We start from the raw sequence: 23,358 nt of genomic DNA, 5'->3' as shown, positions 1-23,358 counted from the left end.
ATGCGCCGGGCCGGTCAGCCGAGGTCGGGCCAGGGGAGGGCGTCGGCCGGCTCGCCGTGGGCCGGCCGCACCGCGTGGTGCTGCAGCTCGGGCACGCCGCGGTGCAGGCCCTCGCGCGTGCCGAGGTAGTGGAAGCCGGCCGCGCGGGCGACGCGCATCGACGCGACGTTGCCGTCGTAGCAGGCCCAGCGCACCTCGGGCCACGTCAGGCAGCCGTCTGCGTGGCCGACCGCGGTGCGCACGGCGTCGGCCATCAGGCCCCGGCCCTGCGCCGCGGGGTGCAGCCAGAAGCCCACCTCGCGGCTGCCTTCCCGCAGCCCGATGACGCCCGCGAGCGGCCCGCCGAGCGACTCGCGGATCGCCCACACGCGCTCGTCGTGCTCGCCGCGCCAGCCGGCGGGCGCGAACTCCCGCACGAACGACTCGGCGTCCGCGCGGCGGTACGGCACGGGCGTCTCGAGCCATCGCTCCGCCTCGGGCGTCGTGCACGCCTCGACGACCCGGTCGACGTCGGCCTCGCGGAGCGCCGTGAGCAGCACCTTCCCGCCGACGACGGGCAGCGACGGCCCCGCGAGCGACCCGCCGGTCATCGCAGCCCCATCGCCTCCAGCGCGCGGCCGAGCGTCGCATCCGCCACCGCCGCCGCGCGCTCGGCGTTCGCCGCCAGCAGGCGGTCGAGCTCTGCGGGGTCGGCGAGCAGCTCGAGCGTGCGCTCGCGCACCGGCGCCAGCTCGGCGACGACCGCGTCGGCGACGGCCGTCTTGAAGACGCCGTAGCCCTGCCCGGCGAACTCCGCCTCGAGGCCGGGCACCGGCGTGCCCGTCATCGCGGAGAGGATGTCGAGCAGGTTCGTGACGCCCGGCTTCTCGGCGCGGTCGGCGCGGATCGAGCCCTCGGTGTCGGTGACGGCCGAGCGGATCTTCTTCGCGGTGCGGGCGGGCTCGTCGAGCAGCCACACCACGCCCTTGTCGTTGTCGGCCGACTTCGACATCTTCGACGCCGGCGACTGCAGGTCGTAGATGCGGGCGCCGTTGGCGAGGATCACCGGCTTCGGCACCGTGAAGGTGCTCCCGAAGCGCTTGTTGAAGCGCTCGGCGAGGTCGCGCGTGAGCTCGACGTGCTGCTTCTGGTCGTCGCCGACCGGCACGACCTCGGTGTCGTAGAGCAGGATGTCGGCGGCCATCAGGATCGGGTAGGTGAACAGGCCCACGGAGGCCGTCTCCTGCCCGCCCTTGGCGGTCTTGTCCTTGAACTGCGTCATCCGGCTCGCCTCGCCGAAGCCGGTGATGGTCGAGAGCAGCCACTGCAGCTGCGCGTGCGCGGCGACGTGCGACTGCACGTACAGGCAGGAGCGGTCGGGGTCGATGCCGCCCGCGATGTACTGCGCGGCGAGGGTGCGCACCTGCTCGCGCAGCACCTTCGGGTCCTGCGCGACCGTGATCGCGTGCAGGTCGACGATCGAGAAGAAGGCGTCGTACTCGTCCTGCATGCCGCGCCACTGCTGCAGCGCGCCGATGTAGTTGCCGAGGTGGAGCGAGCCCGAGGAGGGCTGCATCCCCGAGTAGAGGCGGGGCTTGGGCATGGCGGTTCCAGTCTGAGTGATCACAGGTCGTAGTCGACGATGACGGGGGCGTGGTCGGACCATCGGGTGTCCCACGCGCTCGCGCGATCGATGCGGTAGTCGCGGGCGACCGCCGCGAGGGCGGGCGAGGCCATGTGGTAGTCGATGCGCCAGCCCGTGTCGGTGTCGAACGCCTTGCCGCGCTGCGACCACCACGTGTAGGGCCCGTCGACGCCCGGATGCGCGGCTCGGCCCACGTCGACCCATCCGTGGCCGCGGCCGCGCCGGCCGTCGACGCCGGTGACCATGCCGGTGCCGAAGAAGCGGTCGAGGTGGCTGCGCTCCTCGGGCAGGAATCCCGCGTTCTTCTGGTTGCCGCGCCAGTTCTTGATGTCGAGCGGCGTGTGGCCGACGTTGAAGTCGCCCATGACCACGGCGTGCTCGGCGTGCGAGCGCAGCTGCGGCAGGCGCTTCGCCATCGACTCGAGGAAGCGGAACTTCGCGTCCTGCTTCTCGCTGCCGACCTCGCCGCCCGAGTGCACGTAGGCGGAGACGACCGTCAGCAGCGTCTCGCCGAGGAGGAAGTCGGCCTCGAGCCAGCGCCCCTTCGTGTCGAAGGTCTTCAGCCCGATGTCGGTGCGGTGCTCGATCGACGGCTCGCGCGAGAGCACAGCGACGCCGGCGCGGCCCTTCGCGGTGGCCGGGTCGTGCAGCACGTGCCAGCCGGGCACGAGCGGCAGGAGGTCCTCGTCGAGCGCGCGCACCTCCTGGAGCGCCACGATGTCGAAGCCGCCGGCCTCGAGCCACTCGCCCATGCCCTTGCGGAACGCGGCGCGCACGCCGTTGACATTGACGGAGGCGATGCGGACCATGCCCTCGAGCCTACCGAGCGGGCACGGGGGTCCCGGACGGCCGGGGCCCCCCGAAGTGGCGGGAGGAGGTCAGCGGATGCGCCGCGCGAGCCGCTTGTGGAGCCGGGCGTGGTCGCCGCCCTCGCGCCGGTTGGCCTGCACCTCGACGAGGAGCTCCTTCGCCTGCGCGGGGCTCAGGCGCGCATCGATGCCGCCCGCCTCGACGAGCCGCGTGTAGGCGCGGCCGGTGGGCGTGACCGCGACGAACGCGAGCGCCACGAGCAGGATCTGCATGATGAAGCCGAGCCAGATGAGGATGATCACGACCGCGGCGACGCCGGCGAGCAGCGGGTTGTTCTCGACGGCGCCGAACAGCAGCGACGCGAGCAGCTTGAGCACCTGGAAGGCCACCGCGCAGGCGAGGGCGGCGAGCACGACCTGCTTGGCGGGCAGCCGCAGCCGGCCGCCGAAGCGGAACAGCAGCAGCACGATGCCGGTGTCGAGCAGCAGCTGGATGGCGAAGCCGAGCACCCGGCCCGCCCAGCCGAGGCCGAGCGCATCGGCGAGCGTCTGCGTGACGACGAGCAGGCCCGAGGAGACGACGACGAGCAGGCCGATGCCGAGCGCGACGCCGAGGTCGCCGAGCTTCAGCAGGATGACGTTCGACGGCGGGGCGCCGAGGTCGAACATCGCGCGGAAGCCCTCGCGGCTCACGCCGATCCAGGCGATCGCGGTGATCAGGATCGAGGCGGCGGCGATGGCGCCCGCCCAGCCGACGATCGTCGAGCCGGTGAGCTGCTCGACGTCGAGCGCGCCGCCCTCGCCGATGAGCCCGGGGATCGACGACGAGATCGAGTCGATCACGGCCTCGCGGAGCGCCACGTTGCCGCCCAGCACCGCCATGAAGATCGCGAACGCGACGAACAGCGCGGCGAACAGCGACAGGAACGCCTGGAGGGTCATGCCCTGCGCGAGCACGGGGCCGCGCTGCTCGCTGTAGCGCTGCCACGCCCGCACCGGCCACGACCGCATCACGCGCTCCAGCAGCGGTTTCATGGTGCCTCCGGTCGGGGTCGTGGCGGGCAGGGGGCCCAGCGTAGTGTGGCGGGATGGGTGCGCTCTCAGGGGTCGGGGTCGGTCGGGGCATCGCTGTCGCGAAGGTGCTGCGGATGCCGGAGCCACTCGCCCCGCCGAGCGACGAGCCGCTCGCCGCCGACGCCGGTGCCGAGCACGAGCGCGTGCGGCAGGCGCTCGAGGGCGTCGCGCACGAGCTGCAGGCGCGCGCGGCCGCCGCGGGCGGCGACGCGCAGCAGGTGCTCGAGGCCGCCGCGCTCATGGCGCAGGACCCGGCGATCCTCGACGACGTGCGCGCGCGCCTCGACGGCGGCGCGAACGCCGAGCGCGCGACGTGGGATGCGTACGGCGCGTTCCGCGACATGCTCACGGCGATGGGCGGCTACATGGCCGAGCGCGCGACCGACCTCGACGACGTCGCCCAGCGCGTCGTCGCGCGCCTCCGCGGCGTCGCGGCGCCGGGCGTGCCGCAGTCCGACGAGCCGTTCATCCTGGTCGCGCGCGACCTCGCGCCCGCCGACACGGCGACCCTCGACCTCGAGCGCACGCTCGCCCTCGTGACCGAGGAGGGCGGCCCCACGTCGCACACGGCGATCCTCGCCCGCTCCAAGTCGCTGCCGGCGGTCGTCGGGGTCGTGGGGCTGCTGTCGGCGGTCGCCGACGGCCAGCGCATGATCGTCGACGCGCGGGCCGGCACCGTCGTGCTCGACCCGGACGACGCATCCGTCGCCGCCGCCCTCGTCGAGCGCGAGTCGCGGGCGGCCGCCTCGAGCGCGCCCATCACCGAGGGCGCCCTCGCCGACGGCACGAAGGTGCCGCTGCTCGCGAACGTCGGCTCGCCGAAGGACGCGCCCGCGGCTGTCGCGCTGGGCGCGGAGGGCGTAGGGCTCTTCCGCACGGAGTTCCTCTTCCTCGACTCGTCGAGCGCGCCGAGCGTCGAGGCGCAGACCGTCGCCTACACCGAGCTGCTGCAGGCGTTCCCCGGCAAGAAGGTCGTCGCGCGCGTGCTCGACGCCGGCGCCGACAAGCCGCTGCCGTTCCTGAACGACGCCCACGAGGAGAACCCGGCGCTGGGCCTGCGCGGGATCCGGGCGCTGCGCGCGACCGAGCAGATCCTGCGCGACCAGCTCACGGCGCTCGCGAACGCGCAGGCGGCGACCGAGGCGGAGCTGTGGGTGATGGCGCCGATGATCGCCGACGTCGAGGAGACCGAGTACTTCGTCGGGCTCGGGCGGGAGCTGGGCCTCCGCACGGTCGGCGCAATGGCTGAGGTGCCGTCGATCGCGGTGGTCGCCGACCAGGTGCTCGAGGTGGCCGACTTCGTCTCGATCGGCACGAACGACCTGACGCAGTACACGCTCGCCGCCGACCGGCAGCTCGGCTCCGTCGCCGCCTTCCAGGACCCGTGGCACCCGGCGGTGCTGCGGCTGGTGGGGATGCTCGGCGAGGCCGGGGCGAAGGCCGGCAAGCCCGTGGGGGTGTGCGGCGAGGCCGCGGCGGATCCGGCGCTCGCGGTCGTGCTCGTCGGCCTCGGCGTGACGTCGCTGTCGATGAGCGCCTCGGCGCTCGCCGACGTGCGCGCCGAGCTGCTGACGGTGACGCTCGACGAGGCGCGCGAGCGCGCCGCGCGGGCCGTCGCTGCCCGATCGGCGGCCGGCGCGAGGGCGGCGGCTGCCGCCTAGCGCTTCCGCCCGGCCGCGCGGGCGACCGCGACGGCGAACTCCCGGGCGCGCTCCCGCTCGCCCTCGATCGGCAGCACCACGACCTCGTGGGCGACGGCGTGCACCTGCTTGCGCAGCCGGCGCCGCGCCCGCGCGCGCCGGGACGCGCCGACCGCGCCGCCGATGAGCGCGCCCACGAGGCCGAGCACGATACCGAGGAGCACCCCGCCGATGAGCCCCACGAGCGGCACCGGCCAGCCGTCGAGCCACGTCGCCGTGCCCTCGACCTGCGGGATCGTCGGCGCGACCATGCCCCAGAGCGGCAGCAGCACGGGCAGCAGCAGCCAGATGCCGCTCACGACCGCCGCGAGCAGCGCGATCCACTGGATCGCGGCGAGGAGCGGCCACCACCAGGAGCCGCGCGCGCCGAGGTCGGTGCGCGCGACCGCCCGGTCGAGCTCCGCCGGGAGCCGCTCGAGCGCATCCGCCGCGTGCTCGTGGATCGCCGCCGACCAGCCCTCGCCGAGCCCCGCGGCGGCCGCGTCGGCGTAGGCGCGCACCGCGGTGCCCGCCTGGGCGCGCTGCGCGGCGCTCATGGGCGGCATGCCGGTGCGGTGCACCTCGGCGTCGCGGCCGCGCTCGCGGCCGAGCGCGAGGTGCAGCCGTCGCAGCGGGTCGGGCGCGAGCCGCAGCATCCACGCCGTGAGCGGCCAGCCGGTCACCTGGCCGGCGCGCTTGCGGTAGCTGCCGGCGACCGCCTGCGCGACCGCCTCGACGTTCGCGGCGGCGCCGAGGCCCCGCTCGAGCTGCTGCACGTCGGCCGAGCGCAGCTTGCCCGGCACGCCCGACTGCTCGAGCCTGCCGGCGATGCCGCGGATGTCGGCGGCGAGGCGCTGCGAGGCCGCCTTCCGATCGGCGGCGAAGCGCGCGATGAGCGCCCGCAGGTCGTCGATGCCCTCGCCGGTGACGGCCGAGACCGGCAGCACCCGCACGCCCTCGAGCCCGTCGCGCCGCAGCAGCCCGCGCAGCGAGCCGACGACGTGCTGCACCTCGTCGGCCGGCAGCCGGTCGACCTGGTTGAGCACCGCCGCCGTGACGGCCGCGTGCGTCGCGAGCGGCGCGATGAAGTCGCGGTGGATGACGGCGTCGGCGTACTTCTGCGGGTCGACGACCCAGACGAGCACGTCGACCTGGCCGGCGAGCCGCTCGGCGATCGCGCGGTGCTCGAGCGCGACCGAGTCGAAGTCGGGCAGGTCGAGCACGATGAGCGACAGCTCCTGGCCGGCGGCGAAGGGCCGCTCCATGATGCGCCGGTCGCGCACCTGCAGCCAGTCGAGCAGGGCGGATGCGCCGCGGGGGTTCCAGACGGCCGCGAGCGGCTCCGAGGTGGTCGGCCGCCGCACGTGGGTGCGCGCGAGCGCCTCGCCCGCCAGCGCGTTCATGAGCGACGACTTGCCGGATCCGGTCGCGCCGAACAGGCCGACGACGGTGTGCTCGGAGGACAGCGCGCGGCGCTCGCCGGCGCTCGCGGCGATGCGGCGCACCGCCTCGAGCTCGGCCTCCGGCACGCGGCCTGCGCCGAGCTCGGCCGCCTCCGAGAGCGCGCCGAGCAGCGCGTCGACGGTCGGCTCGCTCATCGCGGCGCCCCGGGGCGGTCGTCGCGCTCGCGCTCGTCGGCGGCGTGCGGGCCCGGCTCGAGCGCGCGCACGTCGTCGGCCTCCCCGTCGACCGGCGGCTCGGCGTCGTCGTCGAGCGCCTCGCCCTCGACGAGGTCGCTCCGCTGCAGCGCGCGCGAGGGCCGCTCGTCGGTGCGTCCGTCGGCGCGCCCGACGGCCGCCATCGCGGTCTCGAGCTCCGTCGCCGCGTCCCGCAGCGCATCCGCCGCCGTGCCCGCCTCCACGGGCGCGAGCAGCGCATCCCAGCGCGACGCCTCCCGCTCGAGCAGCGCGCGCACCCGGGTCTCGAGGTCGTCGCGCGCCTGCGCGGCGAGGCGCCGCACGGCGTCCTCGCCGAAGATCGTCTCGAGCAGCTTCTGCCCGACCACCGCCGAGCCGCCGGCGATCGCGAGCTCGCCACCGGTGAGCCCGCCGGTCGACGCGAACACCACGACCATGAGCGCCACCGTGATCACGTTGAGCCCGAGCGACATGACCCGCGCCTTGGTGCGCTTGCCTGCGGCCTGCTCGGTGATGAGCGCCATGAGCGCCTGCTGCCAGTCGCGCACGAGCGTCGCGGCGCGCTCCGAGAGGTCGGGCGACGGATGCGCGAGGTCGGCGCCGCTCGTGAGCTGCCGGCCGACGGCGCTGTGCCGCACGCGCTGCCACGCGTCGGAGGCGGCGCGGCCGGCCTCGTCGACCATGACCGCGTGCAGGCCGCTCTCGATCTCGTGCTCGACCTCGACCGCGGGCGGGGGCTTGCCCTGGAACCACGCGACGACCTGGTCGCGGGTGCGGGAGTACCAGGACTCGACGGTGCGGAACACGTCGGAGGTGCCGACGAAGTCCTGCCAGCGGGCGAGCACCTCGCCGCGCAGCAGCACGCCGTCGCGCGTCGCGTCGGTGACGCGCTCGGCGGCGTCGGCGTGCGCGGTGCGCACCGTGTCGCGGAGGTCCTGCGCGACCACCAGCTGCTCGTCGCGCGCGTCGGCGACGGCGCGCGCCGTGACGCCGAGCCGCTCGACCGTGCCCGCGAGCGTGCGGCCGGCGATGCGGGCCCGCTCGGCGCGGTCGCCGGCGATGCCGGTCAGCCAGCCGCGGATCGCCTCGGTCGCGGCATCGGGGAGCATGCCGCGACCGTCGAGCGGCGACTCCGCGATCACGAAGACCGGCGCGTCGGCGAGCCCCCGCACGGCGAGCATCTGGCGCAGGTCGGCCTCCACCTCGGCCTCGGCGCCCGGCGGCACCCGGTTCAGCACGACGCCGACGGTGATGTCGCGGGCGGCGGCGTCGTCGAGCAGCTTCCACGGCACGGCGTCGGCGTAGCGGTTGGCGGTGGTCGAGAAGAGCCACAGGTCGGCGGCGGCGAGCAGCTGCGCGGCGAGCGCGCGGTTCTCGTCGGCGATCGAGTCGACGTCGGGCGCGTCGAGGATCGCGAGGTCGCGCGGCACGCGCTCGTCGGCGACGAGCACGACCGAGCCGATGAGCGCGGCGTCGGGCTCGTCGCCCGCCTCGCTCGCGGGCGCCTCGCGCACGACGCCGCGCACCCGCGCGAGGCCGGGCAGGATGCGCGTCGAGCCGAACCAGCCGGCGTCGGCGGGGGAGTGCAGCAGGATCGGCTGCCGGGTGGTGGGGCGGATGACCCCGGTGCGGGTGACGGGATGGCCCACGAGCGCGTTCACGAGCGTCGACTTGCCGGCGCCGGTCGAGCCGCCGACGACTGCGAGCAGCGGTGCGTCGAGGTGGCTGAGGCGCGGCTGGATGTAGTCGTCGATCTGCCGCACGGCCGCCCTCCGCGCGTCGCGCGCGGCGTCGGCGCCCGCCACCGACAGCGGCAGGGCGACGCCGTCGAGGGCGTCGCGCAGGGCGTCGAGCCGGTCGAGGGCGGCGATGGTGGCGTCGGTCACACGGCCAGTCTGCCCCACGAGCCCGAGCGTCGCCCGGGCTACCTGATCGGCGCCGGCACCCGCCGCAGCCGCGCGATGACCGTTGCGGCGCCGATCGCCACGCACACCGCCGCGGCGGCGACCGCGACGGGGAACGACGCCGGCTCGTCGAGCGCGCGCCCGATCCCGATCCACGACAGCCCCCAGAGCATGGCGAGCGCCGGGGCGATGCGGCCGCCGCCGCGGGCGGCGATCAGCGCGCCGACGAGCGCGACGACCGCCAGCACCACGATCGCGAGCGGCTCGAACGGCTCCGGCCGCACCCCCGCATCCGCGAGCCAGGCCGCGATGTTCGCGACCGTCGCGACCGACACCCAGCCCAGGTAGAGGCCGAAGGTGCCGTCGACGACGACCGCCTCGAGGCGCGAGGCGGGCCGGATGCGGCACAGCAGCTCGAAGATCGCGGCCAGCACCGCCAGCAGCACGACGATCACGACGACCGTCACCGGCAGCAGCCCCGCCTGCGCGCACAGGATCCACGCCGCGTTCAGCACGAGCGAGGCCACCGCGAGCCAGCCGATCGCGCGCTGCCGGCGGTCGTGGCGCTGGGCGGGCAGCACCTGCCAGACCGCGTAGACGGCGAGCCCGAGGTAGATGACCGACCAGATCGAGAAGGCCGGGCTCGCGGGCGCGAGCGGCGTCGCGTCCGCCGCGAGCGCGCCGCTCGAGGAGGCCTGCACCTCGGCGCCGCCGAACGCGCCCGAGCCGAGCGCGGCCATCGCGAGCGTCACCGGCAGCGCGATGAGCACGGCCCAGGGACGGATGCGGTCGAGCGTCGAGGTGCGGTCCATGCACGCAGACTACATTGCCAGGCTAACTATTCGACGAGCGGTCGCCGTGGATCTGCCGAGGGCCCGCCTCCGACCGATGGTGGTCGGGAGCGGGCCCTCGAGAGGCGGGCGCTCGCCTAGAGCTTGACGCCCGTCAGCATCGCCTGCTTGACCTCGGCGATCGCCTTCGTCACCTGGATGCCGCGCGGGCACGCATCCGTGCAGTTGAAGGTGGTGCGGCAGCGCCACACGCCCTCGCGGTCGTTGAGGATGTCGAGGCGCACCTGGCTCGCCTCGTCGCGGCTGTCGAAGATGAAGCGGTGCGCGTTCACGATCGCCGCCGGGCCGAAGTACTGCCCGTCGGTCCAGAACACCGGGCACGAGGTCGTGCACGCGGCGCAGAGGATGCACTTCGTGGTGTCGTCGAAGCGCTCGCGCTGCGCGATCGTCTGGTGGCGCTCCTTCTCGGGCTTGCCCGAGGCCTGCAGGAACGGCTGGATCTCGCGGAAGGAGTCGAAGAACGGCTCCATGTCGACGATGAGGTCCTTCTCGAGCGGCAGGCCCTTGATCGCCTCGACGTAGATGGGCTTCGAGATGTCGAAGTCCTTCACGAGCGCCTTGCAGGCGAGGCGGTTCTTGCCGTTGATGCGCATCGCGTCGGAGCCGCACACGCCGTGCGCGCACGAGCGGCGGAAGGCGAGCGACGGGTCCTGCTCCCACTTGATGCGGTGCAGGGCGTCGAGGATGCGCTCCGTCTGGTACATCTGGACGTCGTAGTCGACCCAGCGCGGCTCGTCGTCGACCTCGGGGTCGTACCGGCGCACGATGAGCGTGACGGTGAAGCTCTCGGGCACCTCGACCGGCGCGGCCTCGACCGGGCGGTCGGCGGCCTCGGCCGCGGAGTCGACCGGCGCGGCGCTCGTGCCGCTCGAGGACATCGCGCTCTCTGCGTCGGCCGTCGTCGCCTCGACGGCGGCGTCGGCCTGCGCGGCGGGGTCGCCGGTCTCGGCCTCGCGCTCGAAGCCGGCGCTGTTCTCGTTCTTCTGCTCGCTCTCGGCCATCAGTACTTCCGCTCCGTCGGCTGGTAGTGGGTGACGCGCACGGGCTTCCAGTCGAGGCGGATGCCCTGGCTGGCCCCCGTCTCGGCGTCGGTCCGGTACGCCATCGTGTGCTGCATGTAGTTCACGTCGTCGCGCGTCGGGTAGTCGTCGCGCATGTGGGCGCCGCGCGACTCCTTGCGGTTGATCGCCGAGACGACGACCACCTCGGCGAGGTCGAGCAGGAAGCCCAGCTCGACGGCCTCGAGCAGGTCGGTGTTGAAGCGCCGACCGCGGTCGTGGATGCGCACGTTCGGGTAGCGCTCCCGCAGGGCGGCGATGTCGGCGAGCGCCGTCTGCAGCGTCTCCTCGGTGCGGAACACCTGGGCGTTCCGGTCCATCGTCTCCTGCAGCGCCTTGCGGATCTCGGCGACCGACTCGGTGCCCTCGCCCTCGCGCAGCTGGGCGAGCATCTTCACGACGCCGTCCGCGGCGTCTGCGGGCAGGTCGACGAAGTCGGCCGTCTGCGCGTACGCGACCGCGTTGTTGCCGGCGCGCTTGCCGAAGACGTTGATGTCGAGCAGCGAGTTCGTGCCGAGGCGGTTGGCGCCGTGCACCGACACGCACGCGCACTCGCCGGCGGCGTAGAGGCCCGGGATGACGGTCTCGTTGTCGCTCAGCACCTGCGCGTCGTTGTTGGTGGGGATCCCGCCCATCGCGTAGTGCGCGGTGGGGTAGACGGGCACGCGCTCGACCACCGGGTCGACGCCGAGGTAGGTGCGGGCGAACTCGGTGATGTCGGGCAGCTTCGTCTCGAGCACCTCGGCGCCGAGGTGGGTGCAGTCGAGGTAGACGTAGTCCTTGTTGGGGCCCGCGCCGCGGCCGTCGAGCACCTCCTGCACCATCGAGCGGGCGACGATGTCGCGCGGCGCGAGGTCCTTGATGGTGGGGGCGTAGCGCTCCATGAAGCGCTCGCCGGAGGCGTTGCGCAGGATCGCGCCCTCGCCGCGGGCGCCCTCGGTGAGGAGGATGCCGAGGCCCGCGAGGCCCGTCGGGTGGAACTGGTAGAACTCCATGTCCTCGAGCGGCAGGCCCTGGCGCCACACGATGCCGACGCCGTCGCCCGTGAGGGTGTGCGCGTTGGAGGTGGTCTTGTAGATCTTGCCGAAGCCGCCGGTGGCGAAGACGACCGACTTGCCCTGGAAGACGTGGATCTCGCCGGTCGCGAGCTCGTAGGCGACGACGCCCGAGACGCGCTTGACGCCGTCGACCTCGGCCATGATGAGGTCGAGCGCGTAGAACTCGTTGAAGAACTCGACGCCGTGCTTGACGCAGTTCTGGTAGAGCGTCTGCAGGATCATGTGGCCGGTGCGGTCGGCCGCGTAGCAGGCGCGGCGCACGGGCGCCTTGCCGTGGTCGCGCGTGTGGCCGCCGAAGCGCCGCTGGTCGATCTTGCCGTCGGGCGTGCGGTTGAACGGCAGGCCCATGTTCTCGAGGTCGTAGACCGCGTCGATCGCCTCGCGCGTCAGGATCTCGGCGGAGTCCTGGTCGGTGAGGTAGTCACCGCCCTTGACGGTGTCGTAGGTGTGCCACTCGTTGCTGTCCTCCTCCACGTTGGCGAGCGCCGCGGCCATGCCGCCCTGCGCCGCACCCGTGTGGGAGCGCGTCGGGTAGAGCTTCGTGATGACCGCGGTCGACGCCTTGGGCGCCGCCTCGATCGCCGCGCGCATGCCGGCGCCGCCGGCCCCGACGATGACGACATCGTGCTGGTGGTAGTGGATGCCGTCGGTGACGGAACTGTGATCAGCCATGGAAGGTGGGGGTCTCCGTAGATCTCGACTAGAGCGACGCGCAGAACTCCGGCAGCAGCGCGGGGTCGGCGGCCGTCGGGCAGGGGTCGAACGTGAAGGTGATGAGCGTGCCGAGGATGATCAGCACCGCGGCGGCGACGCCGATCGCGCCGATCGCGACGGTGCGGATCTTGGGCTTGTGCACGTAGTCGTTGACGATCGTGCGCATGCCGTTCGAGCCGTGGAGGATCGCCAGCCACAGCATCGTGACGTCCCACCACTGCCAGAACGGGTCTGCGAGCTTGCCGCCCACGAAGCCGAAGTCGATGGCGCGGATGCCGCCCGGCGTCCAGAGCAGGTTGTAGGCGAGGTGGCCGAAGATCAGCACCACGAGCACGACGCCCGAGGCGCGCATGAAGATCCAGCCGGCCTTCTCGAGGTTGGGGCCGCGACGGCCCTTCGAGCGCGCCGGGTAGGCGTAGTTGGGGCTCTCGATCGTGGTGCTCATCACTCGCCCCCCTCGGTCGGCGAGAACACGTTCACCAGGTGGTTGGGCGTGAAGTAGAGCATCAGCGCGACGACGACGCCCATCACGATCCAGAACAGCAGGCGCTGGTGGCGCGTGGCCCACGGCCACACGTCGACGAGGATGATGCGCAGCCCGTTCATCGCGTGGAGCACGACGGCGCCCACGAGCGCCACCTCGCCCAGGCCCATGATCGGGTTCTTGTACGACTCCATCACCGCGTTGTACGCCTCCGGGCTCACGCGGATCAGCGACGTGTCGAGCACGTGCACGAGCAGGAAGAAGTAGATCGCCACACCGGTGATGCGGTGGAGCACCCACGACCACATGCCCTCGTTGCCGCGATACAGCGTGCCGCTGAACCTGGTCCTCTGGGGCTTGGGGTCGGGGAGGGTGAGGCTGCTCGATGTCTCAGACACGCGCGTTCCCTCCGTTGGTCGACCGGGCAAGGTGCATCCATCCTATGCCCGCCCGCCGACGCCGTCGGCCCGTCGGGCTAGGCGTCGACGAGCCCGCCCGCGCCGCGGAGGGCGCGCCGCGCCGCCGCCTCGTAGTGCTCGAGCAGCTGGTCGGCGACCGCGGGCCAGGACCGGCCGAGCACGCGGCGGCGGCCGGCCTCGCCCATCCGCGCCCGCATCGCCGGGTCGGCGGCGAGCGCCTCGACCGCGCGGCGGAGGGCGGATGCGTCGTCGGGTGCGAAGAGGAAGCCGGTGGTGCCGTGGTCCACGAGGTCGATCGGCCCGCCCGCGCGGGGCGCGACGACCGGCAGGCCGCTCGCGGCAGCCTCCTGCAGGGTCTGGCCGAACGTCTCCTCGGCGCCGGTGTGCACGAAGACGTCCATCGCGGCGTAGGCCGCGCGGAGCGCGTCGCCGTGCAGCTGGCCGAGGAAGAGCGGCCGCAGCCGCGAGAGCCGTGAGCGCGTCTCGGCCATGCCGGGGCCGTCGCCGACGATCACGACGCGGATGCCCGGCACGCCCTCGAGCGCCCGCAGCCGGTCGAGGCCCTTCTCGGGCGCGACGCGGCCGACGTAGCCGACGATCGCCTCGCCGTGGGGCGCGATGCGGCGGCGCAGCGCCGCGGCGGCCGGGCCCTGGCGATTGTCGGGGTGGAAGCCGTCGAGGTCGACGCCGCGCACCCACGGGTGCACGCGCTTCACGCCCGCCTCCTCGAGGTCTGCGATCGCCGCGGTCGAGGGAGCGAGCGTGCGGTCGGCGGCGTTGTGGATGCGGCGGATGATCTGCCACGCGAAGGCCGCGCCGGCGCCCAGCCGGTTGCGGCGGGCGAAGCCGGCGACGTCGGTCTGGTAGATCGCGACGCTCGGCAGGCCGATGCGCGCTGCCTCGGCGATCGCCTGGCCGCCGAGCATGAAGGGGCTCGCGGCGTGCAGCACGTCGGGCTGGAAGCGCGCGAGGAGCGACGCGACCTGCGGGCTCGGCAGCCCGACCGGGAACTGGCGGTAGGCGAACGAGGGCACCTCGTGCACCGGCACGCCGCGGTAGTGCATCGGCGCGCCGCACCGGGGGGTGATGACCATCGCCTCGCGGCCGGTGTCGACCAGGTGGTCGAGCACCCGGCAGACGGAGGTCGTGACGCCGTTGACGGTGGGGAGGAAGCTCTCCGTCACGATGGTCACCCGCTCGATGCGCACGGGGCAACCGTACGTCGGCGGCGCGGCCGAGGCTGGAAGCGCGCGGTGAACGGCGCGTGAACACCCCGGGCGGCGGCCGGCCGCCCGCCGCTGGCTAGGCTCGCACCGTGACGGCGATCGACGACTTCTTCAGCATCATCCCCGCCGGCGGCGCGGGCTCCCGGCTGTGGCCGCTGTCGCGCGCCGATGCGCCGAAGTTCCTCCACGACCTCACCGGCAGCGGCAAGACGCTGCTGCGCGCCACCTACGACCGGGTCGTGCCGCTGTCGGGACCGGGACGCACGATGGTCGTCACCGGCCGCGCCCACCGCTCCGCCGTCGAGGCGCAGATCCCCGAGCTCGACGACGCGAGCATCGTGCTCGAGGCCGATCCGCGCGACTCCACCGTGGCGATCGCGCTCGCGGCGGCCATCCTCCGCCGGCGGGAGCCCGACGTGATCGTCGGCTCGTTCGCCGCCGACCACGTGATCCACGACGAGCGCGCGTTCCGTCGCGCGGTGCTGGAGGCGGCCGCGGCGGCGCGCGCCGGCTTCATCGCCACGATCGGCATCACCCCCACGGAGCCCGCGATCGGCTTCGGCTACATCCGCGCCGGCGAGCCGACGGGGATCGCGGATGCGCCGCACGCGGCGGCCGTGAGCGCGTTCGTCGAGAAGCCCTCGGCCGAGGTCGCGAGGCAGTACCTCGCCGGCGGCCACCACCTCTGGAACGCCGGCATGTTCATCGCGCGCGCCGACGTGCTGCTCGCCGAGCTCGCGATCGGCGAGCCCGAGCTCGCCGCGCAGATCGAGGAGCTCGCCGAGGCCTGGGACGAGCCGGCCCGCCGCGGCCCGGCGGTCGACCGGCTCTGGCCGCAGCTGAAGAAGATCGCGATCGACTACGCGGTCGCCGAGCCCGCGGCCGAGCGCGGGCGCCTCGTCGTGGTGCCGGGCGACTTCGACTGGGACGACGTGGGCGACTTCTCGGCCGTCGCGAAGCTGCACAACGGCGGCCGGCGCGGCCGCCTCGCGATCCTCGGCAGCGAGGGCACCGTGCTCGCCGACTCCGCCTCCGGCATCGTCGTCTCGCAGTCGAAGCGCATCATCTCGGTGGTCGGCATCCAGGACGTCGTGATCGTGGACACCCCCGACGCCCTGCTCGTGACGACGACCGACAACGCGCAGCGCGTGAAGCAGGTCGTCGACGCGGTGCGCCGCTCGGGGAACGCCGACGCCCTCTGACGCCGCGCCCCGCGCGCTGGATCGGCCGGGGCGAGCCGTCACCCCGCATGCGGCGCCGACGCGCCGCTCTGCCCGATCGAGCGCGCGCCACGCCACCGATGGTCGCCTCGGCGGACGATCGCGAGGAGGTCCTGCTCGATGGCCGGCCACTCGTCGTGGATCTGCTGCCACGTCAGCCGCACGACCAGGTAGCCCTGCGACACGTGGATGCGGTCGTGGCGCCGGTCGCGCTGGTAGGCGTCGCGGTCGGTGTGGTGCTCCACGGAGTCGCACCCGATGATGAGGCGGTCGCCCACCAGCAGGTCGACGCGGCGGCCGCGCCAGAGCACGACCTGTGTGCGGCAGCGGATGCGCAGTCCGCGGAGGCGCACGCGCACCATCGACTCCGTGCCCGACTCGGCGGCCGCACCCACGAGGTCCAGGAGCCGCCGACGCGACGCCGGTGCTCCGGTCGCCCAGGCGCGCAGCTGCTCGAGCGTCGCGATCCGGCGGTGCACGAGCGAGTCCGCGACCGCCACGAGGTCCTCCGCGCCGGCGCAGCGGAGCGCGCAGCGGAAGGCCGTCTCGACGTCGTCGATCGCTCGCGCGACGGCCGGGTTCGCGCCGAAGGGGCGGCAGCCCTTCAGCGCGCCGGCGACCCGGTCGCGCTGGCCGTCCGCCAGCCGGCAGCGCAGGGCGCTGCCCCGCGGCAGCCACGCGCCGTGGTGCCCGAGCGCGGTCAGGCAGCTGACGCATCCGCTCCGGGCCACCGCGCTCAGCGCATCCTGGTGCGCTCGATCGGCCTGAGCGCACCGTCGCGCTGCATGCGGGTCCGCGGCGTCGCTCTGCCCGATCGCGCGCGCGGGCGCAGCGATGGCGGGGTGCCCGCACGCGCCATGGCGGTTACCATTGCGCCACCGCACGAAGGAGTCGCCGTGTCCCGCACGCTCTCGCCCGCCAGGGCCGCCACCGTCCTCGCCGCCCCGGCGCTGGCAGCCCTGCTGCTGCTCGCCGGCTGCTCGGCGCCGCCGCCCGCCGAGACCGCTGCGCCCGGTGCGAGCGACGCCCCCGAGCAGTCGCTCGAGTGCGCGCAGATGGTCACGAACTCCGGCGGACTGAACGACCGCTCCTTCAACGAGACGAGCTGGGCGGGCATGGAGCGCGCGCAGGAGGAGCTCGGCGTCGAGGCGAACGTGCTCGTCTCCACCACCGAGAGCGACCTCGCGCCCAACGTGCAGGCCGCCGTCGACACCGGGTGCGGCTTCGTGCTCACCGTCGGCTACGAGCTGGCCGCCGCGACCGCCGAGCAGGCGGAGGCGAACCCCGACGTGCAGTTCGCGATCGTCGACGAGATCGTCGAGGCGCCCAACGTGCGCTCGATCGTGTTCGACACCGCGCAGGCGGCCTTCCTCGCCGGCTACGCCGCCGCATCCGTGAGCGAGACGGGCACGGTCGCCACCTTCGGCGGCGGCAACCAGCCGCCCGTCACCCTCTTCATGGACGGCTTCGCCGCCGGCATCGACGCGTTCAACGAGGCGAAGGGCGCCGACGTGCAGCTGCTCGGCTGGGACCCGGAGTCCCAGGACGGCACCTTCACGGGCGACTTCGAGAACGTCAGCCTCGGGCAGTCGCAGACGCAGGCCTTCATCGCGCAGGGCGCCGACGTGATCCTGCCGGTCGCCGGCCAGGTGGGGGAGGGCGCGTTCCGCGCCTCGCTCGACGCGGGCGGCGAGGTGCTCGTGCTCTGGGTCGACAACGACGGCTACGACACCCTGCCGGAGGAGTTCCGGCCGCTGCTGCTCACGAGCGTGCTGAAGAACACCGAGGACGCGGTGGTGGGCGCGGTCGCCGACGCCGCCGACGGCACGATCTCCGACGAGCCCATCATCGGCACGCTCGAGAACGGCGGCGTCGACATCGCCCCCTTCCACGACCTCGACGACCGGGTCAGCGACGAGACGAAGGCCGAGCTGGATGCGCTGCGCGAGCAGATCATCGCCGGCGAGATCACGGTGGAGTCGCCCTCGAGCCCGTGACCGCGGTTTCGGGATTGCAACGATTGCGTTGCGGTGCCCTCAGACCGTCTCGAACCGCCGTCGCGCGGCCGTATGCTCAACCATCATGCGCTCAGCCGCGTCGCGGCGAGCATCCTTTGCACTGGAGGATCCCTTGAGGAAGTTCACCCGTACCGCCGCGCGCGGCGGCGCCATCGCCGTCGGCGCGATGCTGCTGCTCGCCGGCTGCGCCGCCGCCCCTGAGGCGCCCAGCGGCTCGTCGCCCGCCACCGAGGAGCCGGCCGCCACGGTCGACATCCAGCCCTGCATCGTCTCCGACTCGGGCGGCTTCGACGACCGCTCCTTCAACCAGCTCGGCGCCGAGGGCGTCCGCGCGGCGGCAGAGGGCCTGGGCGTCGAGGCGATCGAGGTCGAGTCGCAGTCGGAGGCCGACTTCGCCCCCAACATCTCGAGCGTCATCGACCAGGGCTGCAACATGGTCGTGACCGTGGGCTTCCTCCTCGCCGAGGCCACCGCGGCCGCCGCCGAGGCGAACCCCGACATCCAGTTCGCGATCATCGACGACAGCTCGATCGACCTGCCGAACGTGCAGCCGATCGTCTTCGACACCGCGCAGGCCGCGTTCCTCGCCGGCTACGCCGCCGCCTCGCACACCGAGACGGGCATCATCGCCACCTGGGGCGGCATCCAGATCCCGCCGGTGACGATCTTCATGGACGGCTTCTACGAGGGCGCCATGTACTACAACGAGCAGAACGGCACGGACGTGCAGGTGCTCGGCTGGGACCCCGAGGCGCAGAACGGCTCGTTCACGGGCGGCTTCGAGGCCGGCGTGGAGGCGAAGGCCATGGCCGAGACCTTCATCGGCCAGAACGCCGACGTGCTGATGCCGGTCGGCGGCCCGATCTTCCTCTCGGCCGCTGAGGCCATCCGCGACGCGGGCGAGGACTCGGGCATCACGATGGTGGGCGTCGACGCCGACCTCTACGAGACGTCGCCCGACAACGCCGACCTCTTCCTCACGTCGGTGCTCAAGGGCATGGCGCAGGGCACGCAGGCCGTCGTCGAGCAGGCCGCCGCGGGCGAGTTCTCGAACGAGCCGTACGTCGGCACGCTCGAGAACGAGGGCGTCGGCATCGCGCCGTTCCACGACTTCGAGGGCGAGGTCGACCCCGAGCTGCAGGCGCAGCTCGACGAGATCACCGCGGGCATCATCGCCGGCGAGATCACGGTCGAGTCGCCGGCGAGCCCGCAGCAGTAGTCCGCAGGCACGCGCGTGGGGGTCGGCTCCGGTCGGCCCCCACGCGCGTGAGCGGAGCCGAGGCACCTGCGGCTCCCGCGCAATCCGACTAGATTCACAGGCGTCGTCAAGGTCGAAGGAAGGCACATGGCCGTCGAGCACCCCACCCTCGAGCTCCGGGGGATCACGAAGCGCTTCGGCGCGCTGGTCGCGAACGACCACATCGACCTCGAGGTCCGGGCCGGCGAGATCCACTGCCTCCTCGGCGAGAACGGCGCCGGCAAGTCGACGCTCATGAACGTGCTCTACGGCCTGTACCACGCCGAGGAGGGCGAGATCCTGCTCGACGGCGCGCCCCAGCGCTTCGCGGGCCCCGGCGACGCGATGCACGCCGGCATCGGCATGGTGCACCAGCACTTCATGCTCATCCCCGTCTTCACCGTCGCCGAGAACGTGCTGCTCGGCCACGAGCGCGCCCTCGGCGGCCTCGCGGGCGCGAAGCAGAAGGTGCGCGAGATCTCGCAGCGCTTCGGCTTCCACATCGACCCCGACGCCAGGATCGAGGACCTGCCCGTCGGCGTCCAGCAGCGCGTCGAGATCATCAAGGCCCTCTCGCAGGACGCGAAGGTGCTCGTGTTCGACGAGCCCACCGCCGTGCTCACGCCGCAGGAGACCGACGAGCTGATGGCGATCATGCAGCAGCTCCGCGACGAGGGCACCGCGATCGTCTTCATCACCCACAAGCTCCGCGAGGTGCGCGCGATCGCCGACCGCATCACGGTCATCCGCCTCGGCAAGGTCGTGGGCGAGGCGAGCCCGCAGTCGTCGAGCACCGAGCTCGCGTCGATGATGGTCGGCCGCCCGGTCGAGCTCACCGTGCACAAGCGCCCGCCGGTGCTCACCGACAACCGGCTCGAGGTCACGGGCCTGACGGTGCTGGATGCGATCGGCCAGAAGGTCGTCAATGACGTCTCGTTCACGGTGCAGGGCGGCGAGGTGCTCTGCGTCGCCGGCGTCCAGGGCAACGGCCAGACGGAGCTCACCGAGGCCATCCTGGGCCTCCAGCCCCGCGCCACCGGCTCGATCGACCTCAACGGCAACGAGCTGCTCGGCGACTCCGTGCGCGAGGTGCTCGACGCCGGCGTCGGGTTCGTGCCGGAGGACCGCAAGGTCGACGGCCTCGTCGGCGACTTCACGATCGCCGAGAACCTGATGCTCGACCGCTACCGCGGAGCGCCCTTCGTGAGCGCCGGCACCATCGACCGCGGCGCCCGCGACGAGTTCGCGACCGAGAAGCTGGGCGCCTTCGACATCCGCGCCCAGGGCATCGACACGCACGTCGGCACGCTCTCGGGCGGCAACCAGCAGAAGGTGGTGCTCGCGCGCGAGCTCGGGCGCCCCCTCTCGCTCTTCGTCGCCTCGCAGCCCACCCGCGGCCTCGACGTCGGCTCGATCGAGTTCGTGCACAGCCAGATCATCGCCACTCGCGACGCGGGCATCCCCGTCATCGTCGTCTCCACCGAGCTCGACGAGGTCGTCGGGCTGGCCGACCGCATCGCGGTCATGTACCGCGGCGGCGTGGTCGGCATCGTCCCCGCCGACACCAGCCGCGACATCCTCGGCCTCATGATGGCCGGGGAGCGCCCCGCCGGCATCCCGGCGCCGACCCCCTCGAAGGGAGCCGCAGCGTGAACGACAGGCCGCGCGACGCCGACGACCCGATGGAGCCCGCGGCGCAGCAGCGCCCGGGCGGCTCGCCCGACTCCGGGGTCGCCCCCGCGGTCGTGCACGCGCCGGAGGCCGCGGAGGTGGCCGCGCCGGCGGTCGTCGTGCCCACCGACGACCGCCGGGTCGAGCACGAGGACCCCTGGGGCAGCGCCTTCCGCCGCATCATGGGCGGCAACCTCGTCATGGCCGTGCTCGCGATCATCACCTCGCTCGTCGTCGGCGGCATCCTCATCGCCGCGACCGACGAGCGCGTGCAGGAGACGAGCGGCTACTTCTTCGCCCGGCCGGGCGACACGCTCGCCGCGGCCTGGGACGCCGTCGGCGGCGCCTACTGGGCGCTCTTCCAGGGCTCGATCCTCAACGTCTCGCGGGCCGACGCCGGCTTCGCGCAGCTCATCAAGCCGCTCACCGACACGCTGAACTTCGCCACCCCGCTCATCGCCGCGGGCCTCGGCGTCGCCATCGCGTTCCGCGTCGGCCTGTTCAACATCGGCGGCCGCGGCCAGATGCTGTGGGCTGCCGCGGCGGCCGGCTGGGTCGGCTACTCGTTCGCCCTGCCGCCCGTGCTGCACGTGCTCGTCGCGATCGCGGCGGGCATCGCCGCGGGCGCCATCTGGGGCGGCATCGCCGGCGCGTTCAAGGCGTACACGGGCGCGCACGAGGTGATCGTCACGATCATGCTGAACTTCGTCGCGCTGTGGTTCATCACCTGGATGCTGCGCACGCCGGGCCTGCTGCAGAACCCGGGCAGCAACAACCCGATCTCGCCGCCGATGGCCGAGACCGCGGTGCTGCCGTCGATCTTCGGCCCGCCGTTCATCCTGCACTGGGGCTTCGTGCTGTCGGTCGCCGCGGTGATCTTCTGCTCGTGGCTCATCAACCGCTCGAACATCGGCTTCCAGTTCCGCGCCGTCGGCTACAACGCCAACGCCGCGCTCAACGCCGGCATGGACGTCAAGCGCCTCACCGTCTACGCGATGCTCTTCGCGGGCGGCTTCATGGGGCTCGCGGGCGCCCAGCAGGTGACGGGCGCCGTCACCACCGGCTTCACCTCGGGCATCGACGCCGGCATCGGCTTCGACGCCATCACGGTCGCGCTGCTCGGCGGCTCCACGCCGTGGGGCACGTTCTTCGCGGGGCTGCTGTTCGGCGCCTTCAAGGCCGGCGGCTTCCGCATGCAGGCGGCCGAGGGCGTGCCGATCGACATCATCCTCGTCGTGCAGTCGTTCATCGTGCTGTTCATCGCGGCCCCGCCGCTCGTGCGCGCGATGTTCGGCCTGCCGCAGCCCGGCAGGAAGTCGCGCAGGCAGCTGCGCGACGAGGCCGCGATCGCGGACGCGACCAAGGCGAAGGGAGCGCAGTCGTGACCGCGCAGCAGCCCACCACCCAGGCGCCGGCGCAGGCCGAGACCGTCGAGCTCGAGCGCGCCGTCGTCAAGCACTGGAAGGCGCCGATCTCGTACGCGGTGCTCACGCTCGTCGCGCTCCTGCTCACGGTCGTGCTCGGCCGCGACGGCTCCGCGACGCTGCGCCTCGCCTCGTCGGGCGACCTGTTCCAGCTGCCGGATGCGGTGCTCCCGGCGCGCGCGACGGGCATCGTCATCGTCATCCTGCTCGCGGCGCTCACGGCGCTGTCGTTCTGGGCGGCGGCCACCGCGCGGAGGCTCGGCGTCTGGCTGCCGATCGTCTTCGGCGTGCTCTTCGTCGTCGCGTTCCTCACCTGGGCGGGCGCGGGCTCCATGATCCCGATCGCGGGCCTGCTGTTCGCGACCGTCGGCCTGTCGGTGCCGCTCATCCTCGGCGCGATGGGCGGCGTGCTCTCGGAGCGCGCGGGCGTCGTGAACATCGCCATCGAGGCGCAGCTGCTCGGCGGCGCGTTCACCGGCGCCGTGGTCGCCTCGGCCACCGGCTCGACGCTCGTCGGCGTCGTCGCGGCGATGCTCGCGAGCGTGCTGGTGTCGATGGTGCTCGCGGTCTTCGCGATCCGCTACTTCGTCGAGCAGGTCATCGTCGGCGTCGTGCTCAACGTGCTCGTCGCGGGCCTGACGAACTTCTTCTACTCGTCGGTGCTCACCGACAACCCGGCGCTCAACTCGCCCGTGCGCCTGCCGAAGATCCCCATCCCGCTGCTCGAGAGCATCCCGCTCATCGGCCCGGCGCTGTTCAAGCAGACGATCATCGTCTACGCGATGTACGTCATCGTGCCGCTCATCGCGTGGGGCCTGTTCAAGACCACCTGGGGCCTGCGGCTGCGCGCCATCGGCGAGCACCCGATGGCCGCCGACACGGTCGGCATCAAGGTGAACCGGCTGCGCTTCTGGAACGTCGCGCTCGCGGGCGCCGTCGCCGGCCTCGGCGGCGCGTACTTCACCCTCGACTCCAACGGCTCCTTCACGCGCGAGATGACGGCCGGACTCGGCTACATCGCCCTCGCGGCGGTCATCTTCGGCCAGTGGCACCCGATCAAGGCGACGCTCGCGGCGCTGCTGTTCGGCTTCGCGTCGGCGCTGCAGCAGACGCTCGGCGCGATCGGCTCGCCCGTGCCGAGCGAGTTCATGCTCATGCTCCCGTACGTCATCACGCTGCTCGCGGTGGCCGGCTTCATCGGGCGGTCGAGGCCGCCCGCCGCCAGCGGCAAGCCGTACGTGAAGCAGTAGC

Annotated in this window: 20 protein-coding genes; 7 read left to right on the top strand and 13 right to left on the bottom strand. The window is 73.3% G+C overall.

Annotation, left to right across the window (positions count from 1 at the left end; translation table 11 throughout):
* Positions 1 to 14 precede the first annotated feature (14 nt).
* The 4 genes from FQ330_RS12075 to FQ330_RS12060 form a co-directional block, all read right to left on the bottom strand.
* Positions 15 to 590 carry a GNAT family N-acetyltransferase gene (locus FQ330_RS12075; protein WP_146357878.1) on the bottom strand — a complete coding sequence of 192 codons (576 nt, stop codon included), beginning with the start codon at positions 588 to 590 and terminating at the stop codon, positions 15 to 17.
* The gene (trpS, locus tag FQ330_RS12070; RefSeq protein ID WP_146357877.1) at positions 587 to 1,582 is read right to left on the bottom strand and encodes a tryptophan--tRNA ligase; all 996 of its coding nucleotides are present in this window, start codon (positions 1,580 to 1,582) and stop codon (positions 587 to 589) included. Before trpS ends, FQ330_RS12075 begins: the two co-directional genes overlap by 4 nt.
* A gap of 20 nt (positions 1,583 to 1,602) precedes the next feature.
* Entirely contained in the window at positions 1,603 to 2,433 is an 831-nt protein-coding gene (locus FQ330_RS12065) for an exodeoxyribonuclease III (protein ID WP_128188804.1), read from the bottom strand.
* 69 nt (positions 2,434 to 2,502) lie between these two features.
* Positions 2,503 to 3,468 (bottom strand): YihY/virulence factor BrkB family protein, encoded by a 966-nt coding sequence (locus FQ330_RS12060; RefSeq protein WP_128188803.1) that lies wholly within the window; start codon positions 3,466 to 3,468, stop codon positions 2,503 to 2,505.
* A 53-nt stretch (positions 3,469 to 3,521) separates the two neighbouring features.
* Between FQ330_RS12060 and ptsP the strand changes: the two genes are divergently transcribed.
* Positions 3,522 to 5,168: a phosphoenolpyruvate--protein phosphotransferase gene (gene ptsP / locus FQ330_RS12055; protein ID WP_146357876.1), complete on the top strand. Its 1,647-nt coding sequence runs from the start codon at positions 3,522 to 3,524 to the stop codon at positions 5,166 to 5,168.
* On the opposite strand, the gene FQ330_RS12050 is transcribed toward ptsP, so the two are convergent.
* The 8 genes from FQ330_RS12050 to FQ330_RS12015 all read right to left on the bottom strand — a co-directional run bounded on the left by FQ330_RS12050 (position 5,165) and on the right by FQ330_RS12015 (position 14,519).
* Positions 5,165 to 6,784: a GTPase family protein gene (locus FQ330_RS12050; RefSeq protein ID WP_146357875.1), complete on the bottom strand. Its 1,620-nt coding sequence runs from the start codon at positions 6,782 to 6,784 to the stop codon at positions 5,165 to 5,167. The two genes, ptsP and FQ330_RS12050, sit on opposite strands and share 4 nt — an antisense overlap.
* Positions 6,781 to 8,709, bottom strand: a complete 1,929-nt coding sequence (locus tag FQ330_RS12045) for a dynamin family protein (RefSeq protein ID WP_192575943.1) — start codon at positions 8,707 to 8,709, stop codon at positions 6,781 to 6,783. The genes FQ330_RS12050 and FQ330_RS12045 overlap by 4 nt, the downstream gene beginning before the upstream one ends.
* A 38-nt stretch (positions 8,710 to 8,747) precedes the next feature.
* Positions 8,748 to 9,539: a tryptophan-rich sensory protein gene (locus tag FQ330_RS12040; RefSeq protein ID WP_146357874.1), complete on the bottom strand. Its 792-nt coding sequence runs from the start codon at positions 9,537 to 9,539 to the stop codon at positions 8,748 to 8,750.
* A 116-nt stretch (positions 9,540 to 9,655) separates the two neighbouring features.
* Positions 9,656 to 10,456 (bottom strand): succinate dehydrogenase iron-sulfur subunit, encoded by an 801-nt coding sequence (locus tag FQ330_RS12035; RefSeq protein ID WP_128188828.1) that lies wholly within the window; start codon positions 10,454 to 10,456, stop codon positions 9,656 to 9,658.
* Positions 10,457 to 10,578: 122 nt separating this feature from the next.
* On the bottom strand, positions 10,579 to 12,366 hold the full coding sequence (gene sdhA / locus FQ330_RS12030; protein ID WP_146357873.1) for a succinate dehydrogenase flavoprotein subunit: 1,788 nt from the start codon (positions 12,364 to 12,366) through the stop codon (positions 10,579 to 10,581).
* A gap of 28 nt (positions 12,367 to 12,394) precedes the next feature.
* Entirely contained in the window at positions 12,395 to 12,853 is a 459-nt protein-coding gene (locus tag FQ330_RS12025) for a succinate dehydrogenase hydrophobic membrane anchor subunit (protein ID WP_146357872.1), read from the bottom strand.
* Complete coding sequence (sdhC, locus tag FQ330_RS12020; RefSeq protein ID WP_128188796.1) at positions 12,853 to 13,290, bottom strand: succinate dehydrogenase, cytochrome b556 subunit; 438 nt, start codon at positions 13,288 to 13,290, stop codon at positions 12,853 to 12,855. The genes FQ330_RS12025 and sdhC overlap by 1 nt, the downstream gene beginning before the upstream one ends.
* A 77-nt stretch (positions 13,291 to 13,367) precedes the next feature.
* Positions 13,368 to 14,519: a glycosyltransferase family 4 protein gene (locus FQ330_RS12015; protein WP_146357871.1), complete on the bottom strand. Its 1,152-nt coding sequence runs from the start codon at positions 14,517 to 14,519 to the stop codon at positions 13,368 to 13,370.
* A gap of 107 nt (positions 14,520 to 14,626) precedes the next feature.
* Between FQ330_RS12015 and FQ330_RS12010 the strand changes: the two genes are divergently transcribed.
* Complete coding sequence (locus FQ330_RS12010) at positions 14,627 to 15,739, top strand: mannose-1-phosphate guanylyltransferase (protein WP_146357870.1); 1,113 nt, start codon at positions 14,627 to 14,629, stop codon at positions 15,737 to 15,739.
* 38 nt (positions 15,740 to 15,777) lie between these two features.
* Here FQ330_RS12010 and FQ330_RS12005 read toward each other — a convergent pair whose 3' ends face one another.
* Positions 15,778 to 16,488: an endonuclease domain-containing protein gene (locus FQ330_RS12005; protein ID WP_146357869.1), complete on the bottom strand. Its 711-nt coding sequence runs from the start codon at positions 16,486 to 16,488 to the stop codon at positions 15,778 to 15,780.
* Positions 16,489 to 16,653: 165 nt separating this feature from the next.
* On the opposite strand from FQ330_RS12005, the gene FQ330_RS12000 reads away from it, so the two are divergent.
* The 5 genes from FQ330_RS12000 to FQ330_RS11980 all read left to right on the top strand — a co-directional run bounded on the left by FQ330_RS12000 (position 16,654) and on the right by FQ330_RS11980 (position 23,357).
* The gene (locus FQ330_RS12000) at positions 16,654 to 17,754 is read left to right on the top strand and encodes a BMP family lipoprotein (RefSeq protein ID WP_225792851.1); all 1,101 of its coding nucleotides are present in this window, start codon (positions 16,654 to 16,656) and stop codon (positions 17,752 to 17,754) included.
* An 85-nt stretch (positions 17,755 to 17,839) separates the two neighbouring features.
* Positions 17,840 to 18,994, top strand: coding sequence for a BMP family lipoprotein (locus tag FQ330_RS11995; protein WP_146357868.1), 1,155 nt, complete (start codon positions 17,840 to 17,842; stop codon positions 18,992 to 18,994).
* 126 nt (positions 18,995 to 19,120) lie between these two features.
* Complete coding sequence (locus FQ330_RS11990; RefSeq protein ID WP_146357867.1) at positions 19,121 to 20,665, top strand: ABC transporter ATP-binding protein; 1,545 nt, start codon at positions 19,121 to 19,123, stop codon at positions 20,663 to 20,665.
* 29 nt (positions 20,666 to 20,694) lie between these two features.
* Positions 20,695 to 22,068: an ABC transporter permease gene (locus FQ330_RS11985; protein WP_192575946.1), complete on the top strand. Its 1,374-nt coding sequence runs from the start codon at positions 20,695 to 20,697 to the stop codon at positions 22,066 to 22,068.
* Entirely contained in the window at positions 22,065 to 23,357 is a 1,293-nt protein-coding gene (locus FQ330_RS11980; protein WP_128190313.1) for an ABC transporter permease, read from the top strand. Before FQ330_RS11985 ends, FQ330_RS11980 begins: the two co-directional genes overlap by 4 nt.
* Position 23,358 lies beyond the last annotated feature (1 nt).

It is taken from the genome of Agrococcus sediminis, assembly GCF_007923295.1.
GTDB classification, from domain to species: Bacteria; Actinomycetota; Actinomycetes; order Actinomycetales; family Microbacteriaceae; genus Agrococcus; species Agrococcus sediminis.
The sequence above is the reverse complement of the archived record's forward strand: the minus strand, read 5'-3'. Positions and strand labels throughout refer to the sequence as shown.